The 14,408-nt window shown below is 68.4% G+C and carries 14 protein-coding genes; 7 read left to right on the top strand and 7 right to left on the bottom strand.

The features are described from left to right. The first annotated feature begins 74 nt into the window (after positions 1 to 74). From TFC3_RS31245 to TFC3_RS36460, 3 genes are read left to right on the top strand one after another with little or no spacing between them, the layout of a single operon-like run. Positions 75 to 554, top strand: a complete 480-nt coding sequence (locus TFC3_RS31245; RefSeq protein WP_236718558.1) for a hypothetical protein — start codon at positions 75 to 77, stop codon at positions 552 to 554. Continuing rightward, a complete protein-coding gene (locus tag TFC3_RS31250; protein ID WP_173745416.1) occupies positions 518 to 1,690 on the top strand; it encodes a M23 family metallopeptidase in 1,173 nt (390 codons plus the stop codon). The genes TFC3_RS31245 and TFC3_RS31250 overlap by 37 nt, the downstream gene beginning before the upstream one ends. Beyond that, entirely contained in the window at positions 1,687 to 2,295 is a 609-nt protein-coding gene (locus tag TFC3_RS36460; protein ID WP_082772633.1) for a hypothetical protein, read from the top strand. Before TFC3_RS31250 ends, TFC3_RS36460 begins: the two co-directional genes overlap by 4 nt. 1 nt (position 2,296) lies before the next feature. Here the strand turns inward: TFC3_RS36460 and TFC3_RS31255 are convergent, their stop codons facing one another. Further along, entirely contained in the window at positions 2,297 to 2,749 is a 453-nt protein-coding gene (locus TFC3_RS31255; RefSeq protein WP_067509168.1) for a hypothetical protein, read from the bottom strand. Between the two features lie 308 nt (positions 2,750 to 3,057). Between TFC3_RS31255 and TFC3_RS31260 the strand changes: the two genes are divergently transcribed. Genes TFC3_RS31260 through TFC3_RS31275 form a run of 4 tightly spaced genes read left to right on the top strand, consistent with a single transcriptional unit; the run spans position 3,058 to position 6,990 of the window. Beyond that, complete coding sequence (locus tag TFC3_RS31260) at positions 3,058 to 5,631, top strand: FtsK/SpoIIIE domain-containing protein (protein ID WP_369819711.1); 2,574 nt, start codon at positions 3,058 to 3,060, stop codon at positions 5,629 to 5,631. Beyond that, positions 5,628 to 6,269 (top strand): hypothetical protein, encoded by a 642-nt coding sequence (locus TFC3_RS31265; protein ID WP_067509172.1) that lies wholly within the window; start codon positions 5,628 to 5,630, stop codon positions 6,267 to 6,269. Before TFC3_RS31260 ends, TFC3_RS31265 begins: the two co-directional genes overlap by 4 nt. A gap of 11 nt (positions 6,270 to 6,280) precedes the next feature. Next, a complete protein-coding gene (locus TFC3_RS31270; protein WP_067509174.1) occupies positions 6,281 to 6,541 on the top strand; it encodes a hypothetical protein in 261 nt (86 codons plus the stop codon). A 41-nt stretch (positions 6,542 to 6,582) separates the two neighbouring features. Further along, complete coding sequence (locus TFC3_RS31275) at positions 6,583 to 6,990, top strand: PLD nuclease N-terminal domain-containing protein (RefSeq protein ID WP_067509176.1); 408 nt, start codon at positions 6,583 to 6,585, stop codon at positions 6,988 to 6,990. A gap of 4 nt (positions 6,991 to 6,994) precedes the next feature. On the opposite strand, the gene folE is transcribed toward TFC3_RS31275, so the two are convergent. The 6 genes from folE to dacB form a co-directional block, all read right to left on the bottom strand. Next, entirely contained in the window at positions 6,995 to 7,669 is a 675-nt protein-coding gene (gene folE, locus TFC3_RS31280; protein ID WP_369819724.1) for a GTP cyclohydrolase I FolE, read from the bottom strand. Next, the gene (gene ftsH / locus TFC3_RS31285; protein ID WP_067509179.1) at positions 7,666 to 9,699 is read right to left on the bottom strand and encodes an ATP-dependent zinc metalloprotease FtsH; all 2,034 of its coding nucleotides are present in this window, start codon (positions 9,697 to 9,699) and stop codon (positions 7,666 to 7,668) included. Before ftsH ends, folE begins: the two co-directional genes overlap by 4 nt. Positions 9,700 to 10,092: 393 nt before the next feature. Beyond that, a complete protein-coding gene (gene hpt, locus TFC3_RS31290) occupies positions 10,093 to 10,668 on the bottom strand; it encodes a hypoxanthine phosphoribosyltransferase (protein WP_067509181.1) in 576 nt (191 codons plus the stop codon). Between the two features lie 128 nt (positions 10,669 to 10,796). Continuing rightward, entirely contained in the window at positions 10,797 to 11,765 is a 969-nt protein-coding gene (gene tilS, locus TFC3_RS31295; protein ID WP_067509183.1) for a tRNA lysidine(34) synthetase TilS, read from the bottom strand. Between the two features lie 4 nt (positions 11,766 to 11,769). Continuing rightward, positions 11,770 to 12,828, bottom strand: a complete 1,059-nt coding sequence (locus TFC3_RS31300; protein WP_067509906.1) for a zinc-dependent metalloprotease — start codon at positions 12,826 to 12,828, stop codon at positions 11,770 to 11,772. A gap of 49 nt (positions 12,829 to 12,877) precedes the next feature. Beyond that, positions 12,878 to 14,290, bottom strand: a complete 1,413-nt coding sequence (gene dacB / locus TFC3_RS31305) for a D-alanyl-D-alanine carboxypeptidase/D-alanyl-D-alanine-endopeptidase (protein ID WP_067509184.1) — start codon at positions 14,288 to 14,290, stop codon at positions 12,878 to 12,880. Positions 14,291 to 14,408 lie beyond the last annotated feature (118 nt).

Here is a 14,408-nt window from a genome sequence, read left to right on the forward strand (position 1 = left end):
TCATGCCCCCGGTCCTGGAACGCGGCCTCACCGGACTTTTCCGGTCGCGCTGGGGTGTCGCGATTGTCATTGCGGTGCTCGTGCTGGCGGTCGTGAGCCTCGGCCGGTTGTTCAATGGCGACAACGGTGAGCAACCGTTGCTCGATCCGGTCTCGCCGGCCCCTGCGGTCAGCGTCGACCCGAGCCACGACAACGATGGTGTCGTTCAGGATGACGATCCGCCGCGGACACCCAAGACAAAGGCCGGTACGGCGGAGCCTGAAGCGGTCGCCTATGCCTTCGCCTCGGCGTGGGTGGACCACAAGAACGTTTCCGCTAAGGCCTGGCACGACGGCATCATGCCCAACGCCACCAAGAACCTGTCCGAGGAACTCGACGGCGTGGATCCCGCCGACGTGCCGGCGGATGAGGTGATCGGGCGGCCGGCGCTGACTCCGGTGGGCGACGGGCTGGTCAATGCGGTCGTGACGATGAACGCCGGCAAGCTGACACTGCAGTTGGTGGCGCCGGACGGACGATGGTTGGTCGACGGTATCGACTGGGAGGCATCGTGACGCGATGGCGGCCCCGGCGCATTGCGCTGCTTGTTGCCCTCGTAGCCACTCTGGCTTTGCTCTGCTGCGGCGGAGGTGTGAGCGCGCTTCTGTTCGGCGTCTTCGACGAGAACAAGAGCAACCTCACACTGTCCGCTGCCGGGTGTGGGGCCAACGGACCGGTCAATCCCGACTCCAAGCTACCGAAGCTGCAGTCGTACGGGTCGGCGCAAATGAAAAATGCGGCCATCATCATCAATACGGGCGCCGAATTGCACCTGCCGCCCCGGGCCTGGGTGATCGCGGTGGCCACGGCCATGCAGGAATCGCGGCTGACGAACCTGGGCAACCTCGGCGCGAGGAACGACCACGACTCGCTCGGCCTCTTCCAGCAGCGGCCCAGCAGCGGCTGGGGTACGCCCGACGAGGTGACCGATCCCAAGTACGCGGCGACCAAGTTCTACAACAAGCTGAAGACCATCAAGGGCTGGGAGACGATGTCGCTCACCCGGGCGGCACAGCGGGTACAGATCAGTGCATACCCGGATGCGTATGCGAAGCATGAGCTTGTCGCCACTCAGATTGTGAACGTGCTCGCGGACGGCGCCGCAAATGCTGCTGGCAGCTCCGTGCAGATGGTGTGCGCCTCGGCGGCTGACGTCGCTGCTTCCGGCTGGACCAACCCGCTGGCGGTCAAGGGTCCGGATGCCCACGAGTGGAACGTCGGGTCGGGATTCCGTACGTCGGACCGCCCGACACACCAGGGCGTGGACCTCATCGTCGAGAAGCGCACGCCGGTACGTTCGGTCGCCGACGGCGTGGTGTCGCGCGTGAAGTGCGACGAGACCTTCTCCGGCAAACTGGACTGCGACCACGACGGCTACCCTGGCAAGGGTGGCTGTGGGTGGATGCTGGAGATCCGGCACGCGGGCAATATCATGACTAGGTACTGCCACCTGGTGGAGCGACCCAGTCTTCAGCCGGGCCAGAAGGTGACGGCCGGCGAGGCGGTCGCACTGAGCGGATCCAGCGGCAACTCCTCGGGGCCGCACCTGCACTTCGAGGTGCATCTGAACAACGATCGGTCCAGCGCGGGCGCGGTCGATCCAGTGCAGTTCATGGCCCAGCGCGGCGCACCCCTGAGTGGTTCGCAGTGACCGGCGGAGCCTTACCCGATCCGTTTGCTGGGCATTCCGGGTGGACGCCGGAGCCACCCGCGCCGATCGCTCCCACGCCGGCCATCATGGGCGGCCAGCTTCGCGGGCGGCGGGTTCTCGTCGGCCTGCCTGGGCATGGGTGGCGGGGTGATTTACGTGCCGATGAGAAAGTCGTGCAAGGCAGCCGGACCTACGTACCGGTGATGTCGGAAGCGGAGTGGTACCGCGCCGAGGCAGAGCAGACCGAGGTCTTCGCCCCACTGGTGCCGGTGGAAAGAGTCTGGGTCGAAGAACTCGGCATGACCGCTATGCCATCCGGAAAGCAGACCGATGTGGTGTCACGCCTGGTATCGCTCGACGAACCGCCTAGACGTAATCCGGTCGCAGCGCTGGATGCCGATGCACTTACCGGCCGTCGCGTAGTTCAACTTCTCGAAGACGGAGGGGAGCGCCGCAACTTACGGGCGGTCACGGAATTGCACACCAGCGATGCCGGCGATATATGTACCCGGGTGGCCACGGAGCTTGATTGGTACCGGTGGATGTGGAGTGGAAAGACTCCTCGGACACTTGAGGTTCCTGTCCACCTCCTCTGGCTGGAATGAATTACGAGACTTTGGTCGCCCCGCAGACGCGCCAGCCATCTTCATCCACGACATCGAAGCGCCAGGATTCTGTTCGTTGACTGACCGGCTGACCGTTGGAGGTCCCGGCGATGGTCAATTCGGTGACGACAGCCTGACGTGATCCACTTGTTCCGGAAACGACTAATGTTCCCCAATTGACACTGACCGCGACGCCGAAGTCACGCTCGCGCTTAGCCACTTCGGCGGCCAGTGAGGTGATTTGCTGCAGATCCGCACCGGACTTGCAGACGTAAAGAGACGCTTCCTGGTTATCACGGTTGACGAGCGCAGCACGAAGGTAACTGGAGACGACGACGTCCGGATCGGTTCGCTGGATTTTGGTGGCTTGGTCGTAGAAGGAGATGAAAACGCCGACTCCGCCCAGGCACAGCAGAGCCAGCACGCCGCCCACCATCGCCACAATCAGACGCATCCGGCGCGACTTCACCTGCCGACCAGTACCAACCGGACCAGCCTCCCCCGCCAAGGGAACGCCAGACCCAGACCCGGGCACAGGCACAGGCACAGGCACAGGCAAGGGAACAGCAGGCCCGGGCGGCGGGACGCTTGGCTGGGCCGGGGGGTCGGTGGGCTGCACCCGTACCAGATTAGTGGTTTCTGCTGTGGACGCGACGTATCGGGCGCTCGGGACGGGTTCGGTGCCCCGCGCGTCACCCCGGTGACCCGGCACTGGGAAGATTGACCGGGGTACGGTTCAAGCGCACGGATGGAGGTGGGGCGGTGGAGCCGACGGGGCGCATGGGTCAGGCCGCTGCCCTGCACCGCCAGGCGGAGGCTACCGCTGCGGCGGCCGCTTTGGCGTTGGAGGCTCAGGCTGCTCCGGTGGCCGATCCGTTGGAGCAGCATCGGCTGGCCGAGGAGTTGCGGGCGGCAGCCGGGGTGCTGGCTCCGGGGTGGCTGGGTTCGCCGTTGGACGCACTGTCGGCGAATACTCCGCTCGGGGGGTCGTACCCTCCGCAGTTTGTGCGTCTGGGGGTTGCTCAGCCGCTTGATGATGCGCGCTTTCCCGCTGTTGTCCCGCTGCTTGGCACCGGGCATTTGACCGTTGATTCCGATGCGCGGGATCCGCGGGTGGCCGGGTTGCTGCGCTGCCTGCTGCTGCGTCTGCTGGCTGCCGCGCCGGTGGGTTCGTTGTTGATCAGAGCAGTTGACGGTACGGGCGGAGGCACCGTTTTCGCCCCGTTCACTCCCCTGGCTGACGCCGGGTTGCTGTCTCCGCCGGCTACCGATCGAGCCGGGCTCAGGGACGTGCTCACCGAGGCGGAGAAGTGGCTGCGACCGGCGCGGGGCAACCGTGGGCGCCGCGACCGGATCATGGTGCTTGTGGTGGCCAGCCTGCCCGAGTTGACCGAGGGTGCCGATCTGGTCCGCATCGCCGCGCTGGCGCAGCAGGGACCCGAGTCCGGGCTGCACCTGATCGTGGCCGGGTGGCCGCCGCCGCCGTTGACCGCGGAGACCACTCAGCCGCCGCTGCCCCGCACCACCCAGGTTTCGCTGCGCAACCCGTACGCGGTGATCGGCAACCCGCCCGGGGCCACGTTTGGTTCGCTGCCCGAGGCGGCGTGGCTCAACGCCCCGGTTTTCCTCGACGAGGATCCGCCACCGCATCTCATTGACGCCGTCTGCCGGGAGCTGGCGGCGCACTCGGCGGCCGCCTCAGAGGTGACGCTGGCCCATTTGCTGCCCGACGCCGCCGGGCCGTCGTGGGCCGGGGATGCCGCCGACGGCTTGGGCACCACGGTTGGGCATGACGGGGATACGCCCGTGGTGCTGATGTTCAACGACCTGACCCCGCACTGGATGGTTGGTGGGCGGTCCGGCGCCGGCAAGACGGCGTTCCTCATCAACGTCCTGTACGGCCTCTGCGCCCGCTACAGCCCCGACGAACTCAGCCTCTACCTCCTGGACTTCAAGGAGGGCATCTCGTTCGCCGAGTTCGTGCCGACACCGCGTGACCGTAGCTGGCTGCCGCATGCTCGCGCGGTGGGTGTCGAGTCCGACCGGGAATACGGGCTCGCCGTGCTGCGGGAGCTTGATGCCGAGATGACCCGGCGGTCAATGGCGTACAAGCGGGCCGGCGTGACCCGGTTCGCCGACCTGCGGGCCGTGGCAGCCGACGAGGGACGCGGCAAGCCGATGCCGCGGGTCCTCTGCGTAATTGACGAATTCCAGGTGCTGCTGGCCGGCAACGATCCGATGGCCACCGAGGCGGTGCAGCTGCTCGAGTCGCTGGCGCGTAAGGGCCGGTCGTACGGCATCCATCTGATTCTGGCCAGTCAGACTGTGCTCGGTGTGGAAGCCCTGTACGCCAAGCGTGACTCCATCTTCGGCCAGTTCCCGGTGCGCATCGCGCTGCCCGGCGGTGGCGACGTCCTGGAGCCCACAAACGACTCCGCAGCCGGCCTGCCCCTGGGTACGGCCGTGGTGAACACCGCAGGCGGGCTGGGCGGCCCGCGCGGCGCCACCCGGGGGCACGAGCGCATCGTGCGGTTCCCGGATCCGCACGCCGATCGTGACGTGCTGGCCAACCTGCGGCACAAGCTGTGGGGCGACCGCGACCCGGAGGCCCCGCCGCCGCGCATCTTCGCCGGCTACGCCCATCAGCATCTTGCCGACGACCCGACCTACCGTGCGGCGCTGGCCGGGCGCGCGGGACGGCCAGCCGCGCTGCTGGGCCGGGTCATCGACGTGAACCTGTCCACCGCCGCATTCCCGCTTGATGCTTCCCCGGGCCGGCACCTGGCCATCTTCGGCTCGCACGCGACCGGCGGTGAGGTCCTGGCCGCCGCCGCACGCAGCGTGGCCGCGTTCCATCCTCCGCGCACCGCCCGCTTCGTCCTGTGCTCGCTGGTCGCCGAGGGTGATGAGCTGGCCAAGGAGCTGGCTGTCGACATCGGTCACCGCCAGGAAGTCGTCGTGGTGGATGCCGCCGGTCTGGGGGCCGAGCTGAACGCGCAGCAGCCCGGTTACCGCGTTGTGTTCGGCATGGACGCGGCCGCCCCCGGTTCGCTGCCGTCGTTGCGTCAGCTGCTGCGGGAGGGGCCGAGCCGGGAGGCGCACCTGCTGTCGTGGTGGCGTGGGCTGCGCCGCTTCGCCGAGGAGACCGGTGGCAGCACAGGCCGCGAGGACGTGGCCGGGCTGCTGTTCCTCAACATCTCCGGGCAGGACGTGTCGATGCAGCTCGGTAAGCCCCTGGACTGGCAGCCGCGCGAAAACAGGGCGCTGCTGCACGACCGGCACTCCGACCGTACGGTGACGATCGTGCCCTTCGTGCAGCCGGAGGACGAGCAATGACCGACGAGCCCGGCGAAGCCTGGGCCGATTACCTGGCCGCGGCGCAGCGCTTGGATGCGGTGCGGCGGGCGGCAAGCTCCGCGGCCGGGGAACAGGCAGCGACCCTGCAAGCGGCAAATCAAGAGCTTTCCGCGGTACGTGCACGGCTCGCCCCGCAACGCGCCCGGCTGATCCAGGACCTGGGCGTACCGGAGCCGGAGCTGTTCCCCCAGCCCGGCGAACAGGCCCTCGCAGCTCAGAGCATGGCTGGCGGCCCGGCCGCCATCCTCGCGGCGCTGCGGCAGGCCCGGGCGACGGCGGACGCGGCCGACGCAGGCATGCTGGCCCCACTGCAACCGGGTCCGCTGCGCCCGTGGGCCCGCAACCTGCTGGTGTACGGCCCGTTCGCGGCTGCCGTGCTGGTCGTGCAGATCGTGCTCTACCTGATCGCGCCGTCCGGGTCGCTGCCGACGTACGCGCTGCTGTGCGGGCTGAGCTTGCCGGTGCTGGCCTTCGGGTTGGGCTGGCTGACCATTGGCTTCGTCTACGGCGGGGCCGGGCTGAAGGTGGACCGCACACCCCTGGTCGGCATCGTCACCTGCCTCACGCCGGTGCTGCTGACCTGCATGGGTGTGGGTCTGCTGGCGTTCATCAGGTAGGAGGAGCGGGCATGGCCAGCGTCGAGGAAGTCAAGGCCAACGTGGCGGCGTCGGTGGACGGCACCCAGCGGGCGGTCACCGGCATTCAGCAGGTGAACGAGCAGGTGGACGACGCGCTGGCCCGGTTGCGGATCACCGCGGTCGGCTCGTTCCACCCGTCCATTGCCGCGGCGATCGCTCACCTGGAGCAGGCGCGTACCCGGCTGGACGAGGCGGCCACGCTGGCCCGCGCGGCGATGGACAGCGCAGACACGTACCGGATGATTGTCTGAGGGGTGTGTGAAGCTGGGAGTTTTCTGAGAGCATCTCGGCCATGATTCGCCTCTACTCCCTGTTCATGCTCCTCGACCTGGCTCTGCTGGTGGTCGCGCTGATCGACTGCCTGTCCGCTGAGGAGTTCGCCATCCGGGCGCTGCCGCGGGTCGCGTGGGTCTTCATCATTTTGCTCTTCTCACCGATCGGCGCGATCGCCTGGTTCATCGCCGGCCGCCCGGCGCGCCCGGTCCGCATGAGCAACGGCCAGCCGTGGCGCCCGGGAAGCGGTTTCCCGGAGGCCGAGCGCCCCGCGCGCCGAGGCCCGCTGGCCCCCGATGACGATCCGGAGTTCCTGCGCAGCCTTGCCGGGTCGCTCAAGCAGGACGAGACCCTGATGAAGCAGTGGGAGGCCGACCTGCGCCGTCGTGAGGAAGAACTGCGGCGGCGGCAGGCTCAGGAGGACTGAGCCGTCACCGGGCGTTGATGAGCATCATGGCTTCCGCGCGGACCTTGCCGTCGCGCTGGAAAGCCCCTCGTACGGCCGACGTCACCGTCCGGGCGCCCGCCTTACGAATGCCGCGCATCTCCATGCAGAGGTGCTCGCACTCCAGCACGACGATCACGCCGCGCGGGTCGAGCTTGTGCATCAGCAGGTCGGCGATCTGGGAGGTCAGCCGTTCCTGCACCTGGGGTCGCCGGGCGAACACCTCGACCAGCCGGGCCAGCTTGGACAGCCCGGTGATGCGACCGTCGGTGCCCGGGATGTAGCCGACGTGCGCCACGCCCTTGAACGGCAGCAGGTGATGCTCGCAGAGGCTCATCACCTCGATGTCGCGGACCAGCACAAGCTCCTCGTGGTTGGCCTCGAACGTGGTGGTGAGCACCTTGCCCGGGTCCACCCGCAGACCGGCGAAAAGTTCCGCGTAGGCCCGCGCGACCCTCGACGGGGTGCGCTGCAAACCGTCACGGTCCGGGTCCTCACCGATGGCGATGAGAATTTCCCGGACCGCTTTCTCGATGCGCGCCAGGTCGACGGACTGCTCCACCGGTGCCCCGGTGAGCTTGCCGTCGACCAGACGCGCGGCGAGGTAGTCGAGCTCGTCGTCGGAGTCCGCAGGCTCCGTCGCACTGCCGTCGATGCTCAGTGCCCCTCCACGTTGCCGTTCGGGTTGAGGTCCGACGGCGTGCTGTTGCCGCCGCCGACCGCCACCTGACCGTCGGCCTGCGCCTGGGCCTTGAGCTTGTCGCGCTCGGCCGGCGTGAGGACGGGCGGCGCCTCGGAGGGCAGGCGCTTGCCGAAGCCGTTGAACGGCGACATCGGCTGGCGCTTCACCACGCGAGCGCAGATCCGGTCCATGTCCTCGCGGGTGATGGTTTCCTTCTCCATCAGCTCGAGAACCATGCTGTCGAGCACGTCGCGGTATTCGACCAGGATCTCCCAGGCCTCATCGTGCGCCAGCTCGATCAGCGCGCGCACCTCGGAGTCGATCTCCGCGGCAACCGAGTCGGAGTAGTCCCGCTCGTGCCCCATCGACCGGCCCAGGAACGGCTCGTCGTTGTTCGAGCCGTACTTGACCGCACCCAGCTTGGAGCTCATGCCGTACTGGGTGACCATGGCGCGGGCCAGACCGGACGCCTTCTCGATGTCGTTGCCGGCCCCGGTGGTGGGCTCGTGGAAGACGAGCTCCTCGGCGGCGCGGCCACCCAGCGCGTACGCCAAGGTATCGATCATCTCGGCGCGGGTCTGGGTGTACTTGTCCTCGGTCGGCAGGACCAGCGTGTGACCCAGCGAGCGGCCACGCGGAAGGATGGTCACCTTGTGCACCGGAGCCGAGTGGGGCAGCGCGTAAGCGACCAGAGCGTGCCCACCCTCGTGGTACGCGGTGATCTTCTTCTCGCCGTCGCTCATGGCCCGGGTGCGCCGCTCGGGACCGGCGATGACCCGGTCGATCGACTCCTCGAGCATCTCGTTGGAGATGGCGCGCTTGTCGTTACGGGCGGTCAGCAGCGCCGCCTCGTTGATGACGTTGGCCAGGTCGGCACCGGAGAAGCCGGGGGTGCGCCGCGCGACGGAGTCGAGGTCGACGTCCGGCGTGAACGGCTTGCCCTTGGCATGGACCCGCAGGATTGCCTTGCGGCCCTCCATGTCGGGGTTGTCCACCGGGATCTGCCGGTCGAAGCGGCCCGGGCGCAGCAGCGCCGGGTCGAGGATGTCCGGACGGTTGGTGGCCGCGATCAGGATCACGCCACCCTTGGTGTCGAAGCCGTCCATCTCGACGAGCAACTGGTTGAGCGTCTGCTCGCGTTCGTCGTGACCGCCGCCCATGCCGGCACCGCGGTGGCGGCCCACGGCGTCGATCTCGTCGACGAAGACGATGGCCGGCGCGTTCGACTTGGCCTGCTCGAACAGGTCGCGGACCCGGCTGGCACCGACACCGACGAACATCTCGACGAAGTCCGAACCGGAGATCGAGTAGAACGGGACCCCGGCCTCACCGGCCACGGCCCGTGCCAGCAGCGTCTTACCCGTACCGGGCTGGCCGAACAGCAGCACGCCCTTGGGGATCTTGGCGCCGAGCGCCTGGTATTTGGCCGGGTTCTGCAGGAAGTCCTTGATCTCCTGCAGCTCCTCGACGGCCTCATCGGCCCCGGCGACATCGGCGAAGGTCGTCTTGGGCATGTCCTTGGTCAGCATCTTGGCCTTGGACTTGCCGAAGTTGAGGACCCGCGAACCGCCACCCTGCATCTGCGACATGAACAGCAGCAACAGGATCACAAGGATCGCGATGGGAAGCAGATTGACCAGCAGGCTCAGCAGAATGCTGTCGCCGGAGACCGTGGCGTTGACCGTACCGGTGATCCGGCCGGCGGTCTTCGCCTCCTGGACCTCGGTCCAGACCTCATCCGTCAGTTCGTACGGATACTGGGTCTCGATCTTGTCCGTGGTCTTGCCGTCGAAGCGTTCCGGCGAGGCCAGTTCGAGCTGGAGGGTCTGTTCCTTGTCCTCCTGGATGACCTTCTTGATCCCGGGCTGGTTGAGGCGCTCGAGAACAACGGAAGTATCAACTCGCTGGTAGCTGGGGCCACTGGTGAAGAATGAGCTCAGCGCAATCGCACCGATGATCACCAGAATGATCCAGACCACCGGGCGGCGGAAGAAACGCGTACGTTCCATACTGTTGTCGGGCGCCGATGCGCCCGGACCCTCCTGATCGGCGTCCTGGTCACCTGGGTTGACAAGCCCCCATCGCGGGCCGCCGGTAGGCGAGCGGGCGACGGAGACTCTGCCGCTTTCCGTTAACCGCCGAGCCGTGGATCAAACCCTCCAGGGGTAACCCCGCGGCCCGTCTGTCACCGGTCCGGCCCCTCCGGCGCTCGTAACGCTGCGCCATCGGTCATTCGACCGTACACCGTGGGTGCCTCCCACGACTGCGTGAGCCCGTCCGCCCGGGGCCCGCCGGTTACCGGCCGTTCCTCTGTTAGGCGTCTAGAAAACGCCACAAAGTCGGACAATACCCCGCGCTTTGGGAACGGACATCCGATTCCTGAGAGTCGGCTGGGAGACCGTTCAGCTACGGGCGTAGACCTCGGGCTTGAGCACGCCGACGTAGGGCACCTCGCGGTAGCGCTCGGCGAAGTCCAGGCCGTAACCGACCACGAACTCGCTGGGGATGTCGAAGCCCACGTACTTGGTGGGCACCGGCACCTTGATCGCGTCGGGCTTGCGGAACAGCGCCACCACCTCGACGCTCTCCGGCGAACGTGACTGCAGGTAGCGCATTAGCCAGGACAGCGTCAGGCCGGAGTCGACGATGTCCTCGACGATGACCACGTGCCGCCCGGAGATGTCGCTGTCCAGGTCCTTGAGGATGCGCACAACCCCGGAGGACGTGGTGCCCGAGCCGTAGGACGAGACGGCCATGAATTCCATCTCGCAGGGCGGGCCTTGCCGGCCCAGGGCGCGCGCGAAGTCCGCCATGAACATGACCGCGCCCTTGAGCACGCAAACCAGCAGCACGCCGCCTTCGGCGTCCGCGTAGTCGGCTGCGACCTGCTTCGCGAGCTCTTCGGTCTTCTCGCGGATCTGCGCCTCGGAGATGATCACGCGTTCGATGTCGGCGTCGTACCAGGAGCCGTCTGCCATAGCGTTAAGCCTGCCGCATGAGCCGGGCAGTTCGCCGCCGGGGTAAGCACTCCGTGCCCGGACAAGCGCTGGTTAAGGGGCGAAAGACCCCGAGCCTCCCGCCCGGACGCCACTCACGGTGACAACTCTCACAGGCTAACCGGCACCAATTCCCCACTTCGGCGGGCCACAGCGATCCCGCTCGGTAACACAGTGTGACCCTGGCCGTGCCAATCGGTGATCAGCGCGTCCAGCGCCGCGACATGCCGGTGCGACAAAGCCGATCCTGGCACCCCTAGCTCCCGGCACCACGCGTGCAACACGCGCCCACGGACAGCCACGTGCACTCCGGATAATTCCGAAACGAGCAGACCCATGGAGCCTCGCGAGGCCGCCAGCGCCGCATTTGCTACCCCGTCGAGGAAATCCCCATCGGCGGCTATGAGCGAGGCACTTCGCGCCAGATTGCCGACCACGCCAGCCCCCAGCACCTCGGTCAGCGCGGGAAGAGCCGAGGATCGCACCCGAGCCCGGGCATAGGAGCTGTCGCGGTTGTGGGGGTCCTCCCAGGCAGTAAGGCCCAGCGCCGCACAAGCCTCGCGGGTATCAGCCCGGGACGCGTCCAGTAGCGGCCGCAGGAAGATTCCCCGGCGCGCCGGCATCCCGGCCAGCCCACGCGGTCCGGCTCCCCGGGCCAACGCCAGCAGCACAGTCTCGGCCTGATCGTCGCGCGTGTGCCCGAGCAGCACCGTTTCCACGCCAGCTCGCGCGGCGGCCGTGGTCAGCGCGGCATAGCGAGCCTCGCGTGCGGCTGCTTCCGGACCACCGGGACGGCCGCCGACGTCCACCGTCTCGACTGACACCGGGTCCAGCCCAACCTTGCGTGCCCACTCGGCCACGACCATGGCGCGCTCGGCCGAGCCCTGCTGGAGCTGGTGATCGACGGTCACGAGCCCGGCTCGGATCCCCAGCCGCGGCGCCACGAACGCGGCAGCCGCGGCCAAGGCCAGCGAGTCGGCACCGCCGGAGCAGGCCACCAGCACCGGACCGCCGGACTTGGTCAGCGCTTGGCGCACCGCCGTCCGTACGGCCGCGACCGGGGCCGGGATGCGCGCCACGACCCTATGAAGCCAGACCCACCGGGCCGTGCACCCGCGTCACCCAGGCGTCGGGGTCGCCGAGCTCGTCGAGCCGCGGCAGGGTCAGCGGCGAGCTGAAGATCTTGTTGAAGCCGGTCATCCCGACCCGCTCGACGACGCCGTGCACGAACTTGCGGCCCTCGGCGTACTGGCGCATCTTGACCTCGATGCCGAGCAGCCGCCGGATCGCCTTCTCCAACGGGTTGCCGGTCTCCCGGCGCTGGTTGAACTTGGCCCGGATGGAGTCAACGGTCGGCACCACATCGGGTCCCACCCCGTCCATCACGAACTCCGCGTGGCCCTCCAGCAGCGTCATCAGCGCGGTCAGCCGGTCGAGGATCGCCTTCTGCGCCGGGGTCTGCACCAGGTCGAGCACCGAGGACCGGCTGTCCGGGTCGCGCAGCGCATCCGACAGCGAGGCGACACCGCGGCGCAGCCGTTCGAGGATGTGCTCGCTGTTCTGCGAGGCGTCGACGAACGCCTGCACCTCGCCCAGGAAGTAGCCGCGCATCCACGGCACCGCCTGGAACTGGGTCAGGTGGGTCACCTCGTGCAGGCAGACCCAAAGCCGGAAGTCACGCGAGTCGGCGCCCAGCTTGCGCTCGACCTCGACGATGTTCGGCGCGTTGAGCAGCAACTGGCCGGGCTCGGCGGAGAACACCTCGTACTGCCCGAGGACCCGGCCGGACAGGTATGCCAGCACCGTGCCGGCCTGCACCCCGGTGACCCGCGAGCCGATCGCGTCCACCACGGGGCTCGGCTGCTTGTCCCCGGACAGCCGGCTGACCAGCGGGATGATCACTTCTTTGAGCCCGGCGATGTTGACGGCCGCCCAGTCCTTGCGGTCCACGATGCGCACCGGGGGACCCTCCACCTGCGGCGTGAGCCCCGTGTACGCGGCCACGTGGGCCCGCGCCTCATCGGTGAGCTCACGCAGCTGGGCAACCACCTGCGTCGCTTCCTCGTAGGACACCGCGGGTCCGGATTTCGACAGCGCGCCCGCGGTGGCGGCGGCCAGATCCCAGTCAACGAACTGCGCCATGCTGACCACCGTACCCGCGGCGGGCCAGCCCGCCACCCTGAGAAATCCCCTACTGGCAGCCGCAGCTCACGAGCTTGGTCGCAATCTTGTCGAGCGCCTGCCGCGCGGCCCCGGACTCCCCGGTCGCATCGGCCATCACCGCGAACAGCAGCAGCCGCCCGTCCTTGGTCACCAGTTCCCCGGAGATCGTGTTGACGCCGGTGAGCGAGCCGGTCTTGGCGCGCACGATGCCCTGACCGGCCTGATTCGGCTCGGGCGTCACGAACCGGGTCCGCAGCGTCCCCGACCAGCCGGCCACCGGCAGCCCGCCGAACAAGCTGCTGACCTGCGGGTTCTTTCCGCTGGCGGCGAGCTGGAGGACGTCGGTGAGCAGCTTCGGGCTGATGCCGTTGTGCCGGGACAGGCCGCTGGCGTCGTACAGGTTGGCCTCGTCAGAAGGCAGGCCCAGCTCGTCCAGCTTGGCGCGCATGGCCTCGGCGCCGCCCTCGAACGACGCTTCCTTGCCGGCCGCCAGGGCCACTTGCCGCGCCATGGTCTCGGCGATCACGTTGTCGCTCTGCGTCAGCATCCAGTCGACGACATGCACCAACGGCGGCGACTGCACCACGCCGAGTTGCGCTCCTGGCGAACCGGCGGCCGGCGCGGCGGAGGCCCCGGAACCGGTGGTGGCGGGTGCTTTGCCCCGCTTTACCGCAGCAGCCGGCACGTCCAGCAGCTTCGCGAACGCCTTACCGGCCGACAGCGCCGGGTCGGTGAACCGTGGATCGCCGCCCACCTCGTTGTGCACCGGCGTGATCCGCCCCGCATTGGTCATCAACGACTGGATCCGCGACACCTGCCCGCCGCCGATCACATCCCCGTCCCACCCGGTCGCCGTCTCCGGCCCGGTGAACAGCGATGTGTCGATCGTCACCTTTGTCGGCTTCTGCTCACCCAGCGCCTTTTTGACCTGATCAGCTAACTTGTCGAGCCGCGCCGCGCCCGGGAACTGTCCCTCGCCGTCAATGGCAAGCGTCGGGTCACCGCCGCCGATCAGAACCACCTCGCCGGGCGCTGCTCCCGCCACGACGCGAGTATCGAGTCGGTAGGCGGGTCCGCGAGCGGCGAGCACGGTGGTCGCGGTGAGGAGTTTCGTCGTGGACGCGGGCGTGGTCATGATGTCGGCGTTCTTCTCGTACAGCGAATCGCCGGTCGCCCCGTCGACCACCGAGATGTTGACCCGGCTGCCGAGTGCGGGCGCGCTCACCAGCGGTCCGATGGCGGCTTTGACGCCCTCGGCGGACGGCGCGGACGCATCCGCGGCGGCCGCTGCCAGCACGGGCGTAGGTGCGGGATCCGGCGTGGGCGCAGTGGTAGACGGCTTGGTCGGATCGGCCGCCAACCACCCCTCCACCGGCCCCGGCCGCGCCACGAAGACCGCCGCAAGAACCACGAGCAACACCAAGACCGACAAGCCAGACATCACTAAGGTACGCCGGGAGCGCCCACCCGACGCCGGCCCTTGCCCCTGACCCGCAGTTCCACCGGCAGCCCCCGAGCCCGTTACCGACCCGGCGCTCGCCCCCGGACCGCCCCCGGGC

This window comes from Actinoplanes sp. TFC3, from assembly GCF_001553785.1.
Lineage (GTDB): Bacteria > Actinomycetota > Actinomycetes > Mycobacteriales > Micromonosporaceae > Actinoplanes.

Coding starts and splice junctions, on each gene's coding strand:
- TFC3_RS31250 (WP_173745416.1), top strand. CDS start 518: ATGGTTGGTCGACGGTATCGACTGGGAGGCATCGTGACGCGATGGCGG.
- TFC3_RS31255 (WP_067509168.1), bottom strand. CDS start 2,749: ATGCGTCTGATTGTGGCGATGGTGGGCGGCGTGCTGGCTCTGCTGTGC.
- TFC3_RS31265 (WP_067509172.1), top strand. CDS start 5,628: ATGACCGACGAGCCCGGCGAAGCCTGGGCCGATTACCTGGCCGCGGCG.
- TFC3_RS31270 (WP_067509174.1), top strand. CDS start 6,281: ATGGCCAGCGTCGAGGAAGTCAAGGCCAACGTGGCGGCGTCGGTGGAC.
- TFC3_RS31275 (WP_067509176.1), top strand. CDS start 6,583: ATGATTCGCCTCTACTCCCTGTTCATGCTCCTCGACCTGGCTCTGCTG.
- ftsH (WP_067509179.1), bottom strand. CDS start 9,699: ATGGAACGTACGCGTTTCTTCCGCCGCCCGGTGGTCTGGATCATTCTG.
- hpt (WP_067509181.1), bottom strand. CDS start 10,668: ATGGCAGACGGCTCCTGGTACGACGCCGACATCGAACGCGTGATCATC.
- TFC3_RS31300 (WP_067509906.1), bottom strand. CDS start 12,828: ATGGCGCAGTTCGTTGACTGGGATCTGGCCGCCGCCACCGCGGGCGCG.
- dacB (WP_067509184.1), bottom strand. CDS start 14,290: ATGTCTGGCTTGTCGGTCTTGGTGTTGCTCGTGGTTCTTGCGGCGGTC.